20 protein-coding genes are annotated in these 14608 nt (G+C 59.6%); 7 read left to right on the top strand and 13 right to left on the bottom strand.

What is annotated here, in order from left to right; genetic code table 11:
- Nucleotide 1: 1 nt before the first annotated feature.
- Together dapA and WD823_RS12475 are read right to left on the bottom strand one after the other, a co-directional pair.
- Nucleotides 2-883, bottom strand: a complete 882-nt coding sequence (dapA, locus tag WD823_RS12480; protein WP_368429828.1) for a 4-hydroxy-tetrahydrodipicolinate synthase — start codon at nucleotides 881-883, stop codon at nucleotides 2-4.
- 102 nt (nucleotides 884-985) lie between these two features.
- The gene (locus WD823_RS12475; RefSeq protein ID WP_368429827.1) at nucleotides 986-1192 is read right to left on the bottom strand and encodes an acetyltransferase; all 207 of its coding nucleotides are present in this window, start codon (nucleotides 1190-1192) and stop codon (nucleotides 986-988) included.
- A gap of 122 nt (nucleotides 1193-1314) precedes the next feature.
- Here WD823_RS12475 and WD823_RS12470 point away from each other — a divergent pair, with 122 nt between their 5' ends.
- The 3 genes from WD823_RS12470 to WD823_RS12460 are packed head-to-tail and all read left to right on the top strand — an operon-like array spanning nucleotide 1315 to nucleotide 2977.
- Entirely contained in the window at nucleotides 1315-1821 is a 507-nt protein-coding gene (locus WD823_RS12470) for a BCAM0308 family protein (protein ID WP_368429826.1), read from the top strand.
- A gap of 27 nt (nucleotides 1822-1848) precedes the next feature.
- Nucleotides 1849-2118 (top strand): hypothetical protein, encoded by a 270-nt coding sequence (locus WD823_RS12465; RefSeq protein WP_368429825.1) that lies wholly within the window; start codon nucleotides 1849-1851, stop codon nucleotides 2116-2118.
- A 37-nt stretch (nucleotides 2119-2155) separates the two neighbouring features.
- Nucleotides 2156-2977: a protein-glutamate O-methyltransferase CheR gene (locus WD823_RS12460; protein ID WP_368429824.1), complete on the top strand. Its 822-nt coding sequence runs from the start codon at nucleotides 2156-2158 to the stop codon at nucleotides 2975-2977.
- A 71-nt stretch (nucleotides 2978-3048) separates the two neighbouring features.
- Here WD823_RS12460 and WD823_RS12455 read toward each other — a convergent pair whose 3' ends face one another.
- The 6 genes from WD823_RS12455 to WD823_RS12430 form a co-directional block, all read right to left on the bottom strand.
- The gene (locus WD823_RS12455; RefSeq protein ID WP_368429823.1) at nucleotides 3049-3693 is read right to left on the bottom strand and encodes a SagB/ThcOx family dehydrogenase; all 645 of its coding nucleotides are present in this window, start codon (nucleotides 3691-3693) and stop codon (nucleotides 3049-3051) included.
- 94 nt (nucleotides 3694-3787) lie between these two features.
- Nucleotides 3788-4348, bottom strand: a complete 561-nt coding sequence (locus WD823_RS12450; RefSeq protein WP_368429822.1) for an HPF/RaiA family ribosome-associated protein — start codon at nucleotides 4346-4348, stop codon at nucleotides 3788-3790.
- A gap of 50 nt (nucleotides 4349-4398) precedes the next feature.
- Entirely contained in the window at nucleotides 4399-5208 is an 810-nt protein-coding gene (locus WD823_RS12445) for a BON domain-containing protein (protein ID WP_368429821.1), read from the bottom strand.
- Entirely contained in the window at nucleotides 5178-5870 is a 693-nt protein-coding gene (locus WD823_RS12440) for a DUF2934 domain-containing protein (RefSeq protein WP_368429820.1), read from the bottom strand. Before WD823_RS12440 ends, WD823_RS12445 begins: the two co-directional genes overlap by 31 nt.
- Nucleotides 5871-5901: 31 nt before the next feature.
- On the bottom strand, nucleotides 5902-6435 hold the full coding sequence (locus WD823_RS12435) for an Hsp20/alpha crystallin family protein (protein ID WP_368429819.1): 534 nt from the start codon (nucleotides 6433-6435) through the stop codon (nucleotides 5902-5904).
- Nucleotides 6436-6728: 293 nt separating this feature from the next.
- Nucleotides 6729-7082: a DUF6763 family protein gene (locus WD823_RS12430; protein ID WP_368429818.1), complete on the bottom strand. Its 354-nt coding sequence runs from the start codon at nucleotides 7080-7082 to the stop codon at nucleotides 6729-6731.
- Between the two features lie 144 nt (nucleotides 7083-7226).
- Here WD823_RS12430 and WD823_RS12425 point away from each other — a divergent pair, with 144 nt between their 5' ends.
- Nucleotides 7227-8213 carry a ribose-phosphate diphosphokinase gene (locus WD823_RS12425; RefSeq protein WP_368429817.1) on the top strand — a complete coding sequence of 329 codons (987 nt, stop codon included), beginning with the start codon at nucleotides 7227-7229 and terminating at the stop codon, nucleotides 8211-8213.
- Nucleotides 8214-8312: 99 nt separating this feature from the next.
- On the opposite strand, the gene WD823_RS12420 is transcribed toward WD823_RS12425, so the two are convergent.
- The 5 genes from WD823_RS12420 to amrB form a co-directional block, all read right to left on the bottom strand.
- The gene (locus WD823_RS12420) at nucleotides 8313-9341 is read right to left on the bottom strand and encodes a hypothetical protein (RefSeq protein ID WP_368429816.1); all 1029 of its coding nucleotides are present in this window, start codon (nucleotides 9339-9341) and stop codon (nucleotides 8313-8315) included.
- The gene (locus WD823_RS12415) at nucleotides 9338-9961 is read right to left on the bottom strand and encodes a dienelactone hydrolase family protein (RefSeq protein ID WP_368429815.1); all 624 of its coding nucleotides are present in this window, start codon (nucleotides 9959-9961) and stop codon (nucleotides 9338-9340) included. The genes WD823_RS12420 and WD823_RS12415 overlap by 4 nt, the downstream gene beginning before the upstream one ends.
- Before the next feature lie 25 nt (nucleotides 9962-9986).
- Nucleotides 9987-10649: a phosphoribosyltransferase gene (locus WD823_RS12410; protein ID WP_368429814.1), complete on the bottom strand. Its 663-nt coding sequence runs from the start codon at nucleotides 10647-10649 to the stop codon at nucleotides 9987-9989.
- 92 nt (nucleotides 10650-10741) lie between these two features.
- Nucleotides 10742-11326, bottom strand: coding sequence for an AmmeMemoRadiSam system protein A (amrA, locus tag WD823_RS12405; RefSeq protein ID WP_368429813.1), 585 nt, complete (start codon nucleotides 11324-11326; stop codon nucleotides 10742-10744).
- Nucleotides 11304-12089: an AmmeMemoRadiSam system protein B gene (gene amrB, locus WD823_RS12400; protein WP_368429812.1), complete on the bottom strand. Its 786-nt coding sequence runs from the start codon at nucleotides 12087-12089 to the stop codon at nucleotides 11304-11306. Before amrB ends, amrA begins: the two co-directional genes overlap by 23 nt.
- Before the next feature lie 124 nt (nucleotides 12090-12213).
- On the opposite strand from amrB, the gene amrS reads away from it, so the two are divergent.
- The 3 genes from amrS to WD823_RS12385 all read left to right on the top strand — a co-directional run bounded on the left by amrS (nucleotide 12214) and on the right by WD823_RS12385 (nucleotide 14530).
- The gene (gene amrS / locus WD823_RS12395; protein ID WP_368429811.1) at nucleotides 12214-13317 is read left to right on the top strand and encodes an AmmeMemoRadiSam system radical SAM enzyme; all 1104 of its coding nucleotides are present in this window, start codon (nucleotides 12214-12216) and stop codon (nucleotides 13315-13317) included.
- Nucleotides 13318-13403: 86 nt separating this feature from the next.
- Nucleotides 13404-14111 (top strand): phosphoribosyltransferase, encoded by a 708-nt coding sequence (locus tag WD823_RS12390; RefSeq protein ID WP_368429810.1) that lies wholly within the window; start codon nucleotides 13404-13406, stop codon nucleotides 14109-14111.
- Complete coding sequence (locus tag WD823_RS12385) at nucleotides 14108-14530, top strand: archease (protein ID WP_368429809.1); 423 nt, start codon at nucleotides 14108-14110, stop codon at nucleotides 14528-14530. Before WD823_RS12390 ends, WD823_RS12385 begins: the two co-directional genes overlap by 4 nt.
- Nucleotides 14531-14608: the final 78 nt, after the last annotated feature.

Below are 14608 nucleotides of genomic sequence, written 5' to 3'. Positions count from 1 at the left end.
GTCATCGGGAAATTACCCCTGCCAACCGCATGGCCTGGCGCACTGTCTCGTGATGCGTCGCTGACAGCGGCGTCAACGGCAGCCGGATGCCCCCTTTGATCAGCCCCATTTCATTAAGTGCCCACTTCACCGGGATCGGATTGGCCTCGATGAACAGATTCTTGTGCAATCCCATCAGGCGCTCGTTGATGGCGCGCGCTTCGTTTTCCTTCCGATCGAGACCCAGTTTGCACATCTCGTGCATCAGCTTGGGTGCGACATTGGCCGTAACCGAGATATCGCCCTTGCCCCCGAGGAGGATGCATTCGAGCGCCGTGGCGTCGTCACCGGAATAAAGATCGATTTTTTCGCCGCATCGTTGCAGAATCTCGCGCGCGCGGTCCATATTGCCCGTGGCTTCCTTGATGCCCACGATATTGGGGATTGCGGCCAGACGTTCGACGGTTTCGGGCAGCAAGTCGCAGGCGGTGCGTCCGGGCACATTATATAGTATCTGCGGTACCGGCACCGCCTCGGCGATGGCCTTGAAATGCCGGTACATCCCCTCTTGTGTCGGCTTGTTATAGTAAGGTGTCACCAGCAGACAGGCGTCGGCGCCGGCTTTCTCGGCGCAGCGCGTCAGCTCGATCGCTTCGGTGGTGGAATTGGCGCCCGTCCCCGCGATCACCGGCACCCGCCGCTCGGCATATTCCACGGTCTTGCTGATGACCTCGCAATGCTCGTCCATGTCGAGCGTCGGCGATTCGCCGGTGGTCCCGACCGCGACAATCGCGTCGGTGCCGTTTTCGATGTGAAACTCAACCAAGCGGCGAAGCGCCGTCCAGTCGAGCGCCCCGTCGTCTTTCATGGGCGTGACCAGGGCCACCATACTTCCGTGAAACATAGCTCGCAGACCTGAAAGATTGCTGAGAAAAGCGCATGGTACTTGCGCCCTCCGTCGATGACAAGTTGCGCCGTACTTCAGGCCGGCACGGCATTTTCGTATCTAGTCTTTCGTTACATGCTCAGTCGAACGACATGCGGATATCACCGCATCGAGATCGAGGGCCCGGATCGCATCGAGGGCGCATTCCCAGCGCCCTTCCTCGCACAATCCGCTGATGCCGGCGTTTTCGTATGCCGTTCGCGCCGCATTCAGACAGGCGTCACGCACGTCCGTGGCCAAGCGGTATTTCCATTTCTGCTCGTTCATGCGTCACCTCCTGCAGCGTGTTTTTCAGCTAAAGATGAAGCTTTGACTTGCATCAAAGCAGGTACCATCAACCCGGAGCATGATTACAATATCATAGCCATGACGAGAAGGAGGATGCAGCCATGACAACTGCAATAAGAATAAACAGGAAAAGTTCCCGCCCGACCCGTCGTGACCGCCTGATCGGGGAATACGAGCACGATACCTGCAAAACCAGAGGTAAATTGCCGGAACCCACCGCTTGCCGCGAATGCGGCGCGGTGTTTCGCAAGGGGCGTTGGCAGTGGGTCAAGAAACCGAAGTGCGCGCACGAAACCCTTTGCCCTGCCTGCCACCGGATACATGATCATTATCCCGGCGGCTATCTCACGTTGCGAGGGCCGTTCCAGCAGGAGCATCGCGATGAAATCGTCCACCTGATTGAGAATGTCGAGGCGCGCGAGAAAGCCGGGCATCCGCTGCGACGAATCATTTTGGTGAATCAGCAGGATGACAACGTTCTGATCACGACGACCGCCATGGAGTTGGCGCGCTCCATAGGCGATGCGGTGCATCGCGCCTATAAAGGGGAACTCTGCTACCAGTACACGGACGAAGCCAACATCCTGCGCGTGGTGTGGGAACGTTGACACGGCGTGCGCACATTAGGAGCCGTTATGAATCTGACTACCAGGAATCTGTCCGAGGCAAAGGAGACGGTAGGCAATCTGCTCGAGCAACTGGGGCTGACTTCTTACCTCTTCGAGGTCGAGCCGCGCGCCGACCGCTGGGAAGTGCGCGTGGAATGCGCGCGCGACAGCGGCTGGCAATCCTCCGTCTTCACCGTGGAGGACGCGGCATTGCGCGCCAGCCGCACCGATCGCCTCGCGCGCGATCAATTGCTGGGCGAGATGCACAAGCGCCTCGCTCCACCGGGCATCGACTGAGTCCAATTCCGCCCTCCCCGGCGGGGGACACGGCTTTATGCAAGACTCCGATTGCGTTGAATTCCTGCAGTGGGCGCTGCCACGGCTCCACCGGCGCTGGCCCGGATTCCGCAAGGTGCGTGCGCAAGTCTGCAAGCGCATTGACCGGCGCTGCAAGGCGCTTGGCCTCGCCGGACCGCGGGCCTACCGCGACTATCTCGAGCAACACCCGGCGGAATGGGAACCGCTCGACGAGCTCTGCCCCATCACCATCTCCAGCTTCTATCGCGACACGGCGGTCTTCGATTTTCTTGGCACCGCGCTGTTACCGCAACTGGCGCGAGACGCGCACCAACACGCCGCCCGCGATCTGCGCGCGCTGAGCATAGGCTGCGCATCCGGGGAGGAGCCTTATACGCTCAGGCTCGTATGGCACTTTCATGTCGCGCCGGCTCATCGCGAAATATCGCTGCCTATCATTGCTACCGACGTGTTACCGGAGATGCTTGAGCGCGCGCGCCAGGCCTGCTATCCCGCCAGCAGTCTCAAGCGACTGCCCGGAGCGTGGCGCGCCCGGGCCTTTGAGCCCGTGGCGGGTGGCTACTGTCTGCACCCGGAATACCGCCGGGGGATCGAGTTCGTGCAACAGGATGTGCGCACGGCGCTCCCGGACGGGCGTTTCAGTCTGATCCTATGCCGCAATCTGGTGTTCACGTATTTTGACGAGAGCACGCAACGGCATATCCTGGCGCGCCTACTGGCCCGCCTTTCGCCCGGCGGCGCGCTGGTCATCGGACGCCGCGAAATCCTGCCATCGGGAACCGCGGAACTGACGCCGTGGCCGGACGCGGAGAGGCTTGGTATTTACCGCCGTGGCTGAGACGTCGGCTATCAGAATCGCTTGATCCCGCGGCCACGCGCGGGGCTTTTTCCCCGTGGGCGTGAATCTTTTTAAGGACGGCCCAGCGGCATGAGATATAACGGCACTTCGCCTTCCGGCAACTGGAGCACTTTTCCTACCGCGTCGTCTTCAAAGGCGCCAACCACCACCGTACCAAGATCCAGCGCCGTCGCCTGCAAAAAGACGTTTTGCGAGGCGTGGCCGGTCTCGATGTGCACATAGCGCACGCCGCGGCTGCCGTACTTGCGTGTGGTGCGCCGTTCGACGGCGGTGAAAACCAGCACCGCGGCCGCGTCCGCCACGCAATCCTGGCCGTGGGCGGCCGAGGCTAGTTTATGACGCTGATCGCCGGCGATGATTTTCATGAGCTTGTGCCCGGCCGGTGCGTATCTATAGACCCCGGGATCGAGATCGCGGACCATCCCCACGACCAAATACAGTTCCAGCGGGTAAAGCGCGCCGGCGGAAGGCGCCGTGCGCAAACCGTCGCGGCTCGTGATGCCCTGGGCCGCCCACAGGAGCTGCGAAACCTCATCCTGCGTCAGCGCAGTCTTGCCGAACTCACGGACGGAACGGCGCTCATGCAATGCGCGCTCAATGGAGAACTCGCTGTCCTGGCGTGGTGCCGGGAGGGAAAGCGCGTCTCCCGATCGCGTCGTCACGGAGCTTGGGCCGGCATAGGCTGGAACATTCATCGCGAGTACCCCCAGGAGACATATGCCGCTCCTCCATCCGTGGACGGCTTGCAAACAGGCGGTGACCATCGTTGCAGGACAGAAGCTGTCCGGCCTAACTGACAAGGTGGTGCTTGCCGATAACGTGAACCGTGCTGGCCTGCGGTCCGAGCTCGCCCGGTTCCTCGACGAAGCGGACTTCCGTCCCGACATCAAGGTGGTCGAAATCCCCGCCGGCCACGCTGTTCTTGTGAAAATAGACGAGCCGGCCATCCGGCGTTTCGATCCTGCCATGGTCCGGATAAATCTCCACCACCCGCCCGTGCGGCGGAGTTTCGTGCACCTTCACCACGCCACGTCGGCGCCTGATATAGTCCTCGAGCCGGCGTCGCACGGCATTGAACGCATCGCGTATGGCGACATACACATCCTCATGGGCATGGTGCTCGGCCGGTTCACGACTTGCCACGATCTCCGCCTCGGGCACCTTCACATCCACGCGCACGTGGTAGATATTGCCCTGATGGTGGTGCCGGTGATGCAGCTCGATCACCACGCGACAGCTCATGATGTGTTCATAGAACTGGTCGAGTTTGCCCGCCCGCTCCCGGACAGCCGCCTCGATCGCCGCGGACGGCTCCATGTTACGGAATACAACCTGTAATGGCAGTTTCATGTGCTTATCCTCTGTTGGCGCAGGCGATGCCGAAATGTGCAGTCCGGAGGTTAACGGCGTATATCAATGTTGTTCACGACCTTGTTCACGCCCAGCAGATACCACGCATCCAGTTCCGCCATCTTCTTTTCTTCCTTGTTGCCGGCCAGCCCGGTCAGCGTGACGACCCTGTCCTTCACGCGAATGCCGATCCGGTCGGCATGGATCAGTGGGTCTTTTTCCAGCACCAGGCGCAGCGCATCGGCAATCTCATCGTCGTTGTCGGTCTCGGGAGGCGTCACCTGCATGCCGTTGATGACGTCCCGGCAACCGGGTGTCCACCATGCCAGCACGCCGGCGAGGCGCTTGTGCGACAGGCTTGGCACCGCCCCGTTCAGCTGTATGATGCCTTCATTCACTGATATATTGATCACATTGCCGGATGTATCCGTGCTCTCACGCACGGTTTCCATGGATCCCTTGTTATGGACACGAATGGTGCAAAGCAATAGCGCCGGTTCTTCCAGTAATTCCCGTACGAGAGAATCACGGATCGCGCCGTCACCCCGCCTTTCGCCGGGGGCCACGGTCAGGCGGTCCATCACGCCCTGGATTCCTTCTACCTCGCTGGCGATCTCGAACGCGCGCTTCTTGGCAATGATGTTTTCGACTTCACCTTCGAGGGCGAGCGCACCCTTGGTAATGTCGAATTCGAACCGGATGGGATAGCGGTGCAGGTTGATACGGCGGTCGCGTTCAAACGCCGCCTTTACCGCTTTTTCCACGGATGTCATCTCCGGCATCGATACCTCGGCCGACGCTGTCTGTCCGCGCGAAGCCGTGTGCGCGACTACACGCGCCGGAATTCCATCTTGCGGCATTTGGCGCAGGGTGGAAGGTGCGCCGGGGTACGCAACACGACGCGCTCGCCGCAGCCGGTGCATTCGAACGTACCGCTGTCGACCATCTCGCCCGTACGATAGATCTGCTGTTCCAGTTTGCTTCCCGCCTGGTGCAACCAGTCGGCCACCGCTTCGGCGGCGCGCCCGAGAAACACGCTGCCACGGTCCCGCCACACCCCGAAGAGATCGGATGATTTTTCCGAAAAGGCCTCCCATTTCGGTCCCATCTTCATCGCGGCGCTGGTCATGTCCTTGCGCAACGTGGTCGTGATTTTGCCGACAGTCTCCGCGGTATATTCTCCGGTCTTTTTGAGTTCCGCCGTCGCCCGCTCGAAAGCCTGCTTCAACGTCTCGGCGTTCACCGTGTCGCGCGCTTCGGAAAGAACTTTCGTCACGCCCGCGCGCAGCTTGTCATAAGCCGCGCGCTCCTGTTTCTGCTGCTGTGGTGATGGAAGCAGGCGGTTGATTTCCCTTTCCGCCGCCAACCAGTCATCGAGCGAGCTGCCGCCGTTGAAGCCGCGTTGCATGGCACGGAAGTATGCCGCTTCGGCAATCATGCGTTGACGCTCCCCGGCGGAGATGGACTCCCCGGGATTGATGCTGGCCGTATCCTTCGTCGCTGACTTTGCTTTTCTCGCCATGGGATTGCTTCTTGTCATCTCCGGAAAACACTCAATCCAGTTTGATGCTGTGCCGCTCGGCCTTTTCCGTCTTGGGCAGCGTCAGTTCCAGCATGCCGTCCTTGAAGCTCGCTTTCGCCTTGGTGCCATCCACGCCGGCGGGCAACGCCACCATGCGGTTGTAGGCACGAGTCGAAATTTCGTGACGGTAGTAATCGCCCTTTTCTTCCTTCTCCTCATGCCGTGTGGAGCCCTTGATCGTTAGCGTGTTATCGCTGACGGAGACGTCCAGGTCCTTCTTGTCCACACCCGGCACCTCGGCCCGTACGACAACCTCGTTATCCCGTTCAATAACATCCATCTTGGGCAGTTTGCTCTCGAGCGTCGTGAGTTCCGGGAAAGAGGGCGATTCGAAACGCCATGGTCGTATCCAGCCCTGTCGCATGATGTTATCGAACAGACGATCCATGTCATCGAACAGGCTGATGGCGTGTCCCGGCTTGGACTGCTGAATTTCCTGCCTTTTTTCCGACGCCGACATTTCCTTTTTTTCCTCAGTCTTGCTGGTTTCTTTCGTGGTTTCCATGACAAAACCTCCTTTTAGGAAAATGCAGATAATATCTATTCCCTGTTACATTATTACGTTAGTTAGATTAATAAACAAAAAGCAGATTTGCATTGATTATTATCAAAACGTGCGCGGTCCCAGAACCGTACGTAATTTATCGGCGCAAAACGATCTTGATGAGATACACGCGCTATCGTGACGGGAATACACAAGGCAGTATTTCTGCGGCATTTTGACAAGTACCTTTACAGATTCAGCGGCACACTCCTACCCATCCCGTGGCATCGCCCAACCCAGGAGAATTGCGGTCATCACTCCTCCGTGCCTTCTTCTTCCTCGCGGCGCTCTGCTTCCGCCTCTGCCTCCGTCGATTCGCCTTTTTCTCCCAGGGGTTCGGCCCAGTCTTCGGGTGTCATGCCCGTTTCGGTATAACCGAGATCGTCACGTTCGACATCATCCATCGGCCCGGTCCAGTCCTCGGGTGGCTCGATAGTCTTGATGGCAAGATTATGCCAATCATCGAAATCCATTTCTTCCACATCGCCGTCAAAATGCTGGATTTCGATGGTGCCTTCCTCTTCATCGATGGCGGTCACATAGAACTGCTGGCCCTTGTCCAGGTGCCGATACCATTGTAATACCACGGGTTTGAGGGATGTCGGCATAACGCGCCTCCTCATCTTCGGCGGTGAATCTGTCCGCGTATCATTTTATATATCCGGCGGGCGGTCATTGATCCCTGTCAAAGATAAGTGCATAGAATCGGATGTAGAGTGATTCTACAGGGGAACCAACCGGCGGAAAAAGCGATGAACCACGACAAACCAGTCCTTTTTGCCCTTCACGCCAGCCGTGCATTCGGCGAAAACGTGGCGCAGCGACTCGGTATTAATTTAAGCGAGCACGAGGAAAGGGAATTCGAGGACGGTGAACACAAATCCCGCCCGCTGGTGAATATTCGCAACCGGGACGTTTTCGTCATCCAGTCACTGTACGCGGATGCCAAAGAAAGCGGAAACGACAAACTGTTACGGTTGCTGTTTTTCATCGGCGCGCTCAGGGACGCCTCCGCCGCGTGCGTCACGGCCGTGGTCCCCTATCTCGCTTACGCGCGCAAAGACGCCAAAACCCAAACGCGCGACCCGGTCATGACACGCTACGTGGCCCAGCTGTTCGAGGCCGTGGGCACCGACCGCGTGCTCACCCTGGACGTGCACAATCTCGCGGCGTTTCAGAACGCCTTCCGTTGCCATACCGACCATCTGGAAGCAACGAAACTGTTCGTGGCGCATTGGGCGCCGCTGTTGAAGACCGAGCCGCGTGTCACGGTGGTGTCGCCGGACATCGGCGGCATCAAGCGGGCCGAACGCTTCCGTCAGGCGCTGGCGCGGACCCTGGACCAGGAACCGACTCTGGCCTTCATGGAAAAGGCGCGCGCGCGGGGAATGTTGCGCACCGGCAGGCTGGCGGGAGACGTTGGCGAAACTGCGATTATCATCGACGACCTGATCAGCACCGGTGGCACGCTGTTGCAAGCCGCGATCGCCTGCCGCGATCGGGGCGCGACACAAGTCTTTGCCGCCGCCACCCACGGCCTGTTCACCGGCGACTCGCTTCACCTGTTGACCGGGACCGAACTCGACAGGATCGTCGTTACCGACAGCGTCCCCCCGTGGCGCCTCGATGCAGAACTGTCCCGAAAAAAGCTCGTGGTGCTGCCCGCCGCGCCGTTGTTTGCCGAGGCGATCCGGCGCATTCACACTGGCGGGTCGCTGGTGGAATTGTTGGAAATTTAATACTCACGTAGGGCGAGTCAGGCGTTTTTTGCCGTAACCTGCCGTAACCTTTATGGCGGGTTACGCGCCAAAAAGCAGGCGCTAACCCGCCCTACATATTCAAAACTTCCCGGTATAACTTTCGGCCAGAAGCAGATACTCCTCGGCGACGTGACGCCAGCGGGGCCAGGCGTTTTCCGCAGCATCGTGCAAGTGCCAGATCGCCAACCGCGCGCGCACACAGGCGCGATACGCTTTGTAGAAACAGACAAGTTGCGGCGGTGGATAGTCGCCGGTGATCCGGCGGTACACCGCGAAAAACTCCTCCTCGATTCGCGGCGCGCCGAGGCGTTCGCACTCCATGGCGAGAAACGCGAGTTCTTCCACCGCGTCGACAACCCGGAATGCGCGATTGAATTCCAGACGATCGAATATCACCGGTGGTGACTCAAGACAGACATGCTCCGGACGCAGATCGCCATGACCTTCGACGATTCTTTCTTCCGCGGTTCGGCGGTCAAGCAGCGCCGGCGTGCATTGCAGAAATTTCTTCTGTGCCGCATGCACGGCCTCGACCAATGCAACGGGCAGGCCGTATAACGGATTAGCCAGCGCGTCATGATTGACGTGGACATTGCGCTCGTAACGACTGAGGTATTCACCGGCGTCAATCTTCAACGCAGCGCATTCCCGGTAAAAATGGGCGAGTACTTCCGCAACCGCATGTGTTTCCACAGGCCCAAGTGACTGATGCCGGATCAGATAATCCAGCATCCGCTCCGCCGGTAGCCGGCGCATCTTTACGAGCCAGTCAACAACCTCTCCCTGTCCTTCGATCCGCGCTGCACCCCGCGTATCCAACGTGAGCGCAACGATACCCCGATACACGCCCGGTGCGAGGCGCTGGTTCAACCGCACTTCCTCTTCGCAGTTCTTCTTTCTCGCCGCGAGGGTGCTGTAATCGAGATAATCGTAACGCACCGGCTTCTTGAGTTTGAAGGCATGGTGCGGCGTCAGGAAAACCCATGACATGTGGGTTTCGATGACTTCAATGCGCGCCGGTTTCTCCGGATACGTTTGCTTCTGCCGGAGGAGCGCGACCCTTGCCTCCTGATCCAAAACAGTTTCAGTCCTGGATAGCGGTTTCATGTTTCCGTTCTTGTTCCAGTCAGATGCCGCTCGAACCAGCGAGCCGCAGCGGTGGCAACCTGCTCGAGCGTCCCGGGCTCCTCGAACAGATGCGTGGCACCGGGGATGATTTTCAATTCCTTTTCAGCGCGCAGCTCCCGGTACGCGGTACGGTTGAGATCGATTACAGCCGTGTCGTTACCGCCCACAATCAGCAGCGTCGGCGCCTGCACGTGCGGAAGTTCGTCGAGCGCCAGGTCGGGGCGACCACCGCGCGACACCACGGCGCGAATCTTCGGCTCGAGGTTGGCGGCCGCCTTGAGCGCCGCCGCCGCGCCGGTGCTGGCGCCGAAATAGCCGATTACCAGCTCGCGCGTGGCTGCCTGTTGACCGGCCCATTGCGTGGCCAGGAGCAGGCGCCGCGTGAGCAGATCGATATCGAAGCGATTCTCGTAAATCCGGTCTTCTGCTTCCGTCAACAGATCGAATAACAGCGTGGCGACGCCATGCTCGCGCAATACGCCGGCGACGTAGTTGTTGCGCGGGCTCAGGCGGCCGCTGCCGCTTCCGTGCGCAAACAGCACAATGCCTTTGGCCCCCGACGGGAGCGCGAGCATGCCTTCATGGACGTTAGCATCCATGGTGATCCTGACTAGTTCTACGCGGCTAGCGCCGGTCATGGACTTTACGCCTTTCTGCCGCCACCGCTGACCGCAGCAGCTCGATCACTTCGTCATCGGTCGTTTGGTTGAAATAGTCGTAATACGCGCCGACCGCACCCAGATAATGGCGAGAACGATCCAGTACAACGAAATCGTCCACCTCGCGCGACAACTGCTCCACGGTATCGGGAGGCGCCACCGGTACCGCGACCACGAGTTGCGCCGGCTTGCGGCGTTTGGCGTCGCGGATGGCGACTTCCATGGTAAGACCCGTGGCAATACCGTCGTCCACGATGATCGCCGTCTTTCCTTTGACCGGCTCCGGCTCACGCCCACCCAGATACAACTCGCGGCGGCGACGTGCCTCGTGACGTTCGGCCGCCACTACCTGCTGGAACCACCTCGGATCCACACGCGCGACTTCCTGCTGGTTGCACGCCATCTCGCCGTTTTCCACGATCGCACAGATAGCGTATTCGGGTTGCAGGGGATGACCGATTTTCCGGGGGATGAGGAGATCAAGCGGCATGTCCAAGGCGCGCGCCACGATCGCGCCCAACACCACACCGCCACGCGGCAAGGCATACACCACGCCGTCCTGGCGCTGATATTTTTTCAGCGCCTGCGCAAGCTGCTCGCCCGCGTCGGCGCGGTCCCGGAAGCGCATGGCAAAACCCCTCTCCGGCCTGGATAAAAAACCAGATTATTCCTTTGTGGCGATCCGTCCTTGATAAGGATCAATATCGCGCGGCGTCACGCTCAAGGAATGGATTCGGTGGTGTAGCGCCGCACACGGATGCGGCTCGACCAGTAATCGGGGGCCAGGCCGGCTTTGTGCTTGAGGTTCTGCAGGAATTCATGTGGCGTGGGCAGCTGTTCCCACACCGATGGCAGAAACGTCCCGCGGTGATAACCTTCCTCGATGATCAGCCCATCCACCCGCGGACGCAGCTGCGCCAGCAGTTCTTCCTCGGAGGAAAACTGCAACGGTTCCGGCTGGCTCAATACGGAAATGTGTATGTCGAGGCGCTCATATTCCGTCCAAGTGAGCGCCGAAAACCGCGTATCCCGGAATGCGGCGCCCCAGGCATTGCTCGCCACATCCTCTACCAGCGGTTTGCGCGCTTCGATGGTGCCGATGCAACCACGGAGTTTTTCGTCGACATGCAAAGTGACGAACGTGGCGCGCAGAACACGCAACGGTTCCGGGTAATCGGTCTGACGGATATCGAGGGTCTCGCCGCACAAGCCTTTCCTGATTGAATCCCCCGCCAATTCCAGAAGCTGCTGTTTGTGCGGCGGCGCGAGTATAAAGGAAATATTACTCAAAGATGTATGCGCCATAGCCCACCACCCGATCCTGCGTTCCGGCCGTATCACCGGAGTTGCGCAAATCGACGGTCTTGGCCTTGAGACCCCGTTTTCGCGCCATGTGCAACAGGCCGTTCACCGGGTTGCGCCCGCAGGCATGATCGTACTGGATATCCTCCGGCCGTAATTGCTCGATCGCCTGCGAGGTTGCGCGATCCAGCTTTTGAGCGGTTTTATAATCGTGGTAGTGACTGAGGTCCGAGCTGATGACGATCAGCGTTTCCGGCCCGCCCCAGAGGAGCTCAAGCACTTCGGCCACTTCGCCGGGTTCGGCATCCCCCACGACCAGTGGCACCAGGTTGAACTCTCCCAGCACTTCCTGCAGAAACGGCAGATGCACTTCCAGGCTGTGTTCCTGCGCGTGGGCGGCGTCCATCTCGTGCACCTGGGGGAGACGGGATATTTTTTCGACCGCCTCCTGGTCCACGGGAACGCGCCCTAGGGGCGTCAGGAAGTAATCGGCGCTGGAAAGCGCGAGCCCATGGAAGCCGACCCGGTGCGCCGGCCCGAGCAGCACGACGCGCGTGATGCGCCCGCGCGCCGGCTTGATGCGCAAATAGGCCGAGGCCGCGATGGGGCCGGAGTAAATATAACCCGCATGCGGCGCAATGATGGCCTTGGGAACCGCTCCCGCCGCCTGCGCCGAACTGAGGTACTCCCCTACCATCGCGTGCAATTCACGCGGGTCACGGGGGTAAAACAGGCCGGCCACCGCCGGGTTTCGCACGCTTGGCATGTTGTTTTCCGCCGGAGAACTACCATTACAATGTATCCGAATGAAACACATTTCAAGCGAAACATCATCGGCGTAGGATGAATATTTATTTGAACCTTTTGCAGCCGCTTATATCAACCGGTTTATGGCAGCGGAAAACCTCGATACGGGATCGCTAACCCCGACGAAATACTGGCACCGGCTTGAAGACGGACGGGTGCAATGCGACGTGTGCCCGCGTTATTGCAAGCTCCACGAGGGCCAGCGCGGGTTGTGCTTCGTGCGCGCTAACCATCACGGTCAGATCGTGTTGACCACTTACGGGCGTTCGAGCGGTTATTGCGTCGATCCCATCGAGAAAAAACCGCTCAATCATTTCCTCCCCGGCACGCCGGTCCTTTCCTTCGGCACGGCCGGGTGCAATCTCGCCTGCAAATTCTGCCAGAACTGGGACATCAGTAAATCGCGCGAGCTCGACACACTGATGGATCAGGCCTCCCCTGAAACCATTGCCAAAGCGGCCAAGGAACTAGATTGTCGCAGTGTGGCCTATACCTACAATGATCCGGTAATTTTCATGGAATACGCGATCGATGTGGCAATCGCCTGTCGCGAACTGGGAATAAAGTCCGTGGCGGTCACGGCGGGTTACATATGCGAGGAGCCGCGGCATGAGTTTTATCAATATATGGACGCGGCCAACGTGGATTTGAAGGCGTTTACGGAGGAATTCTATTGGAAAGTCACCGGTGCGCATCTGCAACCCGTGCTCGATACACTCAAATATCTCAAACACGAAACCAGCGTATGGTTTGAAATCACGACTTTGCTCATTCCCGGCCTCAATGACTCGGAGAAGGAGATCGAGGAAATGACGCGATGGGTGATGGAAAATCTCGGGCCCGACGTGCCCATGCATTTCACCGCGTTTCATCCGGACTGGAAAATGCGTGACATCCCTCCCACGCCCGCGGCCACACTCATCAAGGCGCGCGAGATCGCCGTGAAAAACGGCGTGCGCTACGCGTACACCGGTAATGTGCACAATGAAGCAGGCGATTCGACTTATTGCCATCATTGCGGCACCAGGCTTATCGGGCGCGACTGGTATAACATGACCGCGTGGAACCTCGACGCCCAGGGCAAATGCAAGGCCTGCGGCACTCCCTGTGCCGGCGTGTTCGAGGCCAAGCCCGGCAACTGGGGGGCGCGGCGGCTGCCGGTACGCCTGGCCAATTTCGCCGCCTGATTTCGCTCCGGCTGTTTCATTCTCGCAGGCTTCTGGTTTGACGGCCGTCATGTTTCAGCCGGGAAAATGGTGTTATACGTATTTTTATGCCGGACTCCGCGAGCAGGATTTTCGATCTTCCTGAAATGCGCAACCGGGGGCGGGTGTTCCGTGACCGGACGCAGGCTGGCGTGGTGCTGGCCGGCATGCTCGAACAGCATCGGGGAACGGACACGCTAATACTCGCGATCCCGGCCGGCGGCGTGCCGGTAGCGGCGGAGATCGCGAGCCTGCTCGGGCTGGCGCTCGATCTGGCCGTGGTCAGCAAAATCACGCTGCCATGGAACACGGAATCGGGATACGGCGCCGTGGCCTTCGATAGCACCGTGCGGCTCAACCGGGACCTGATCGCGGCGCTGGGCCTGTCGGAAACGGTGGTGCAGACCGGCATCGCGCGAACAAAGGAAAAAGTCGCACACCGCGTAAACCAACTTTTCGGAGACCGCCGTCTACCCGATGTCACGCGGCACGCCGTCATCCTGGTCGACGATGGACTGGCCTCCGGTTTCACGATGCAGACTGCCGTCGATGCCTTGCATCGCCTTGAAGCGGACAAGGTCAGCATCGCCGTACCGACCGGACATGCCGAAGCCGTGGCGCGCATTGCCGCTCTGGTCGATTCGCTGTACTGTCCCAACATTCGCCAGGGAATGAGTTTTGCCGTGGCAGATGCGTACGAGCAGTGGACGGACGTAAGCGAAACAACGGTCGCAGCGATCATGCAATCATTTCCCGACATGCAGCACATAGCATGAGCAGCATGCGCTGGGAACATTTTCCGCACGAAGCCGACATGGGCATACGCGGCATCGGCAATACCCGGGACGAGGCCTTCGAGCAGGCAGCGCTCGCCATGACCGCGGTCATCACCGATCCGACACAAGTGAACGCGACGGAAATGGTGGAAATCAAGCGTCAGGCGCCGGACGACGAATTGCTGCTGGTAGACTGGCTCAATGCCCTGGTTTATGAGATGGCGACGCGCAAACTGCTTTTCAGTCGCTTCGAGGTCCGCGTGCAGGACCATGTGCTCACCGCCCGCGCCTGGGGCGAGCCGATGGATACCGCGAAACATCGTATGGCCGTCGAGATCAAGGGCGCGACCTACACTGCATTGCGGGTGGCGCAGGAAAGTAATGGTGAATGGGTGGCGCAATGTGTGGTGGACGTTTAATTTGTGTCGCCTGCGGCGACGCATACTTGTGGGTGGCTGACCCACGGCAGGTGACTTTTCCTTGTTCGCGCAAAGAAA

It is taken from the genome of Sulfuricaulis sp. (assembly GCF_040901545.1).
GTDB lineage: Bacteria > Pseudomonadota > Gammaproteobacteria > Acidiferrobacterales > Sulfurifustaceae > Sulfuricaulis.
Note: the sequence above shows the minus strand (reverse complement) of the source record. Positions and strands in the feature narration are given on the sequence as shown.

Coding starts and splice junctions, on each gene's coding strand:
- dapA (WP_368429828.1), bottom strand. CDS start 883: ATGTTTCACGGAAGTATGGTGGCCCTGGTCACGCCCATGAAAGACGAC.
- WD823_RS12475 (WP_368429827.1), bottom strand. CDS start 1,192: ATGAACGAGCAGAAATGGAAATACCGCTTGGCCACGGACGTGCGTGAC.
- WD823_RS12470 (WP_368429826.1), top strand. CDS start 1,315: ATGACAACTGCAATAAGAATAAACAGGAAAAGTTCCCGCCCGACCCGT.
- WD823_RS12465 (WP_368429825.1), top strand. CDS start 1,849: ATGAATCTGACTACCAGGAATCTGTCCGAGGCAAAGGAGACGGTAGGC.
- WD823_RS12460 (WP_368429824.1), top strand. CDS start 2,156: ATGCAAGACTCCGATTGCGTTGAATTCCTGCAGTGGGCGCTGCCACGG.
- WD823_RS12455 (WP_368429823.1), bottom strand. CDS start 3,693: ATGAATGTTCCAGCCTATGCCGGCCCAAGCTCCGTGACGACGCGATCG.
- WD823_RS12450 (WP_368429822.1), bottom strand. CDS start 4,348: ATGAAACTGCCATTACAGGTTGTATTCCGTAACATGGAGCCGTCCGCG.
- WD823_RS12445 (WP_368429821.1), bottom strand. CDS start 5,208: ATGCCGCAAGATGGAATTCCGGCGCGTGTAGTCGCGCACACGGCTTCG.
- WD823_RS12440 (WP_368429820.1), bottom strand. CDS start 5,870: ATGGCGAGAAAAGCAAAGTCAGCGACGAAGGATACGGCCAGCATCAAT.
- WD823_RS12435 (WP_368429819.1), bottom strand. CDS start 6,435: ATGGAAACCACGAAAGAAACCAGCAAGACTGAGGAAAAAAAGGAAATG.
- WD823_RS12430 (WP_368429818.1), bottom strand. CDS start 7,082: ATGCCGACATCCCTCAAACCCGTGGTATTACAATGGTATCGGCACCTG.
- WD823_RS12425 (WP_368429817.1), top strand. CDS start 7,227: ATGAACCACGACAAACCAGTCCTTTTTGCCCTTCACGCCAGCCGTGCA.
- WD823_RS12420 (WP_368429816.1), bottom strand. CDS start 9,341: ATGAAACCGCTATCCAGGACTGAAACTGTTTTGGATCAGGAGGCAAGG.
- WD823_RS12415 (WP_368429815.1), bottom strand. CDS start 9,961: ATGGATGCTAACGTCCATGAAGGCATGCTCGCGCTCCCGTCGGGGGCC.
- WD823_RS12410 (WP_368429814.1), bottom strand. CDS start 10,649: ATGCGCTTCCGGGACCGCGCCGACGCGGGCGAGCAGCTTGCGCAGGCG.
- amrA (WP_368429813.1), bottom strand. CDS start 11,326: ATGGCGCATACATCTTTGAGTAATATTTCCTTTATACTCGCGCCGCCG.
- amrB (WP_368429812.1), bottom strand. CDS start 12,089: ATGCCAAGCGTGCGAAACCCGGCGGTGGCCGGCCTGTTTTACCCCCGT.
- amrS (WP_368429811.1), top strand. CDS start 12,214: ATGGCAGCGGAAAACCTCGATACGGGATCGCTAACCCCGACGAAATAC.
- WD823_RS12390 (WP_368429810.1), top strand. CDS start 13,404: ATGCCGGACTCCGCGAGCAGGATTTTCGATCTTCCTGAAATGCGCAAC.
- WD823_RS12385 (WP_368429809.1), top strand. CDS start 14,108: ATGAGCAGCATGCGCTGGGAACATTTTCCGCACGAAGCCGACATGGGC.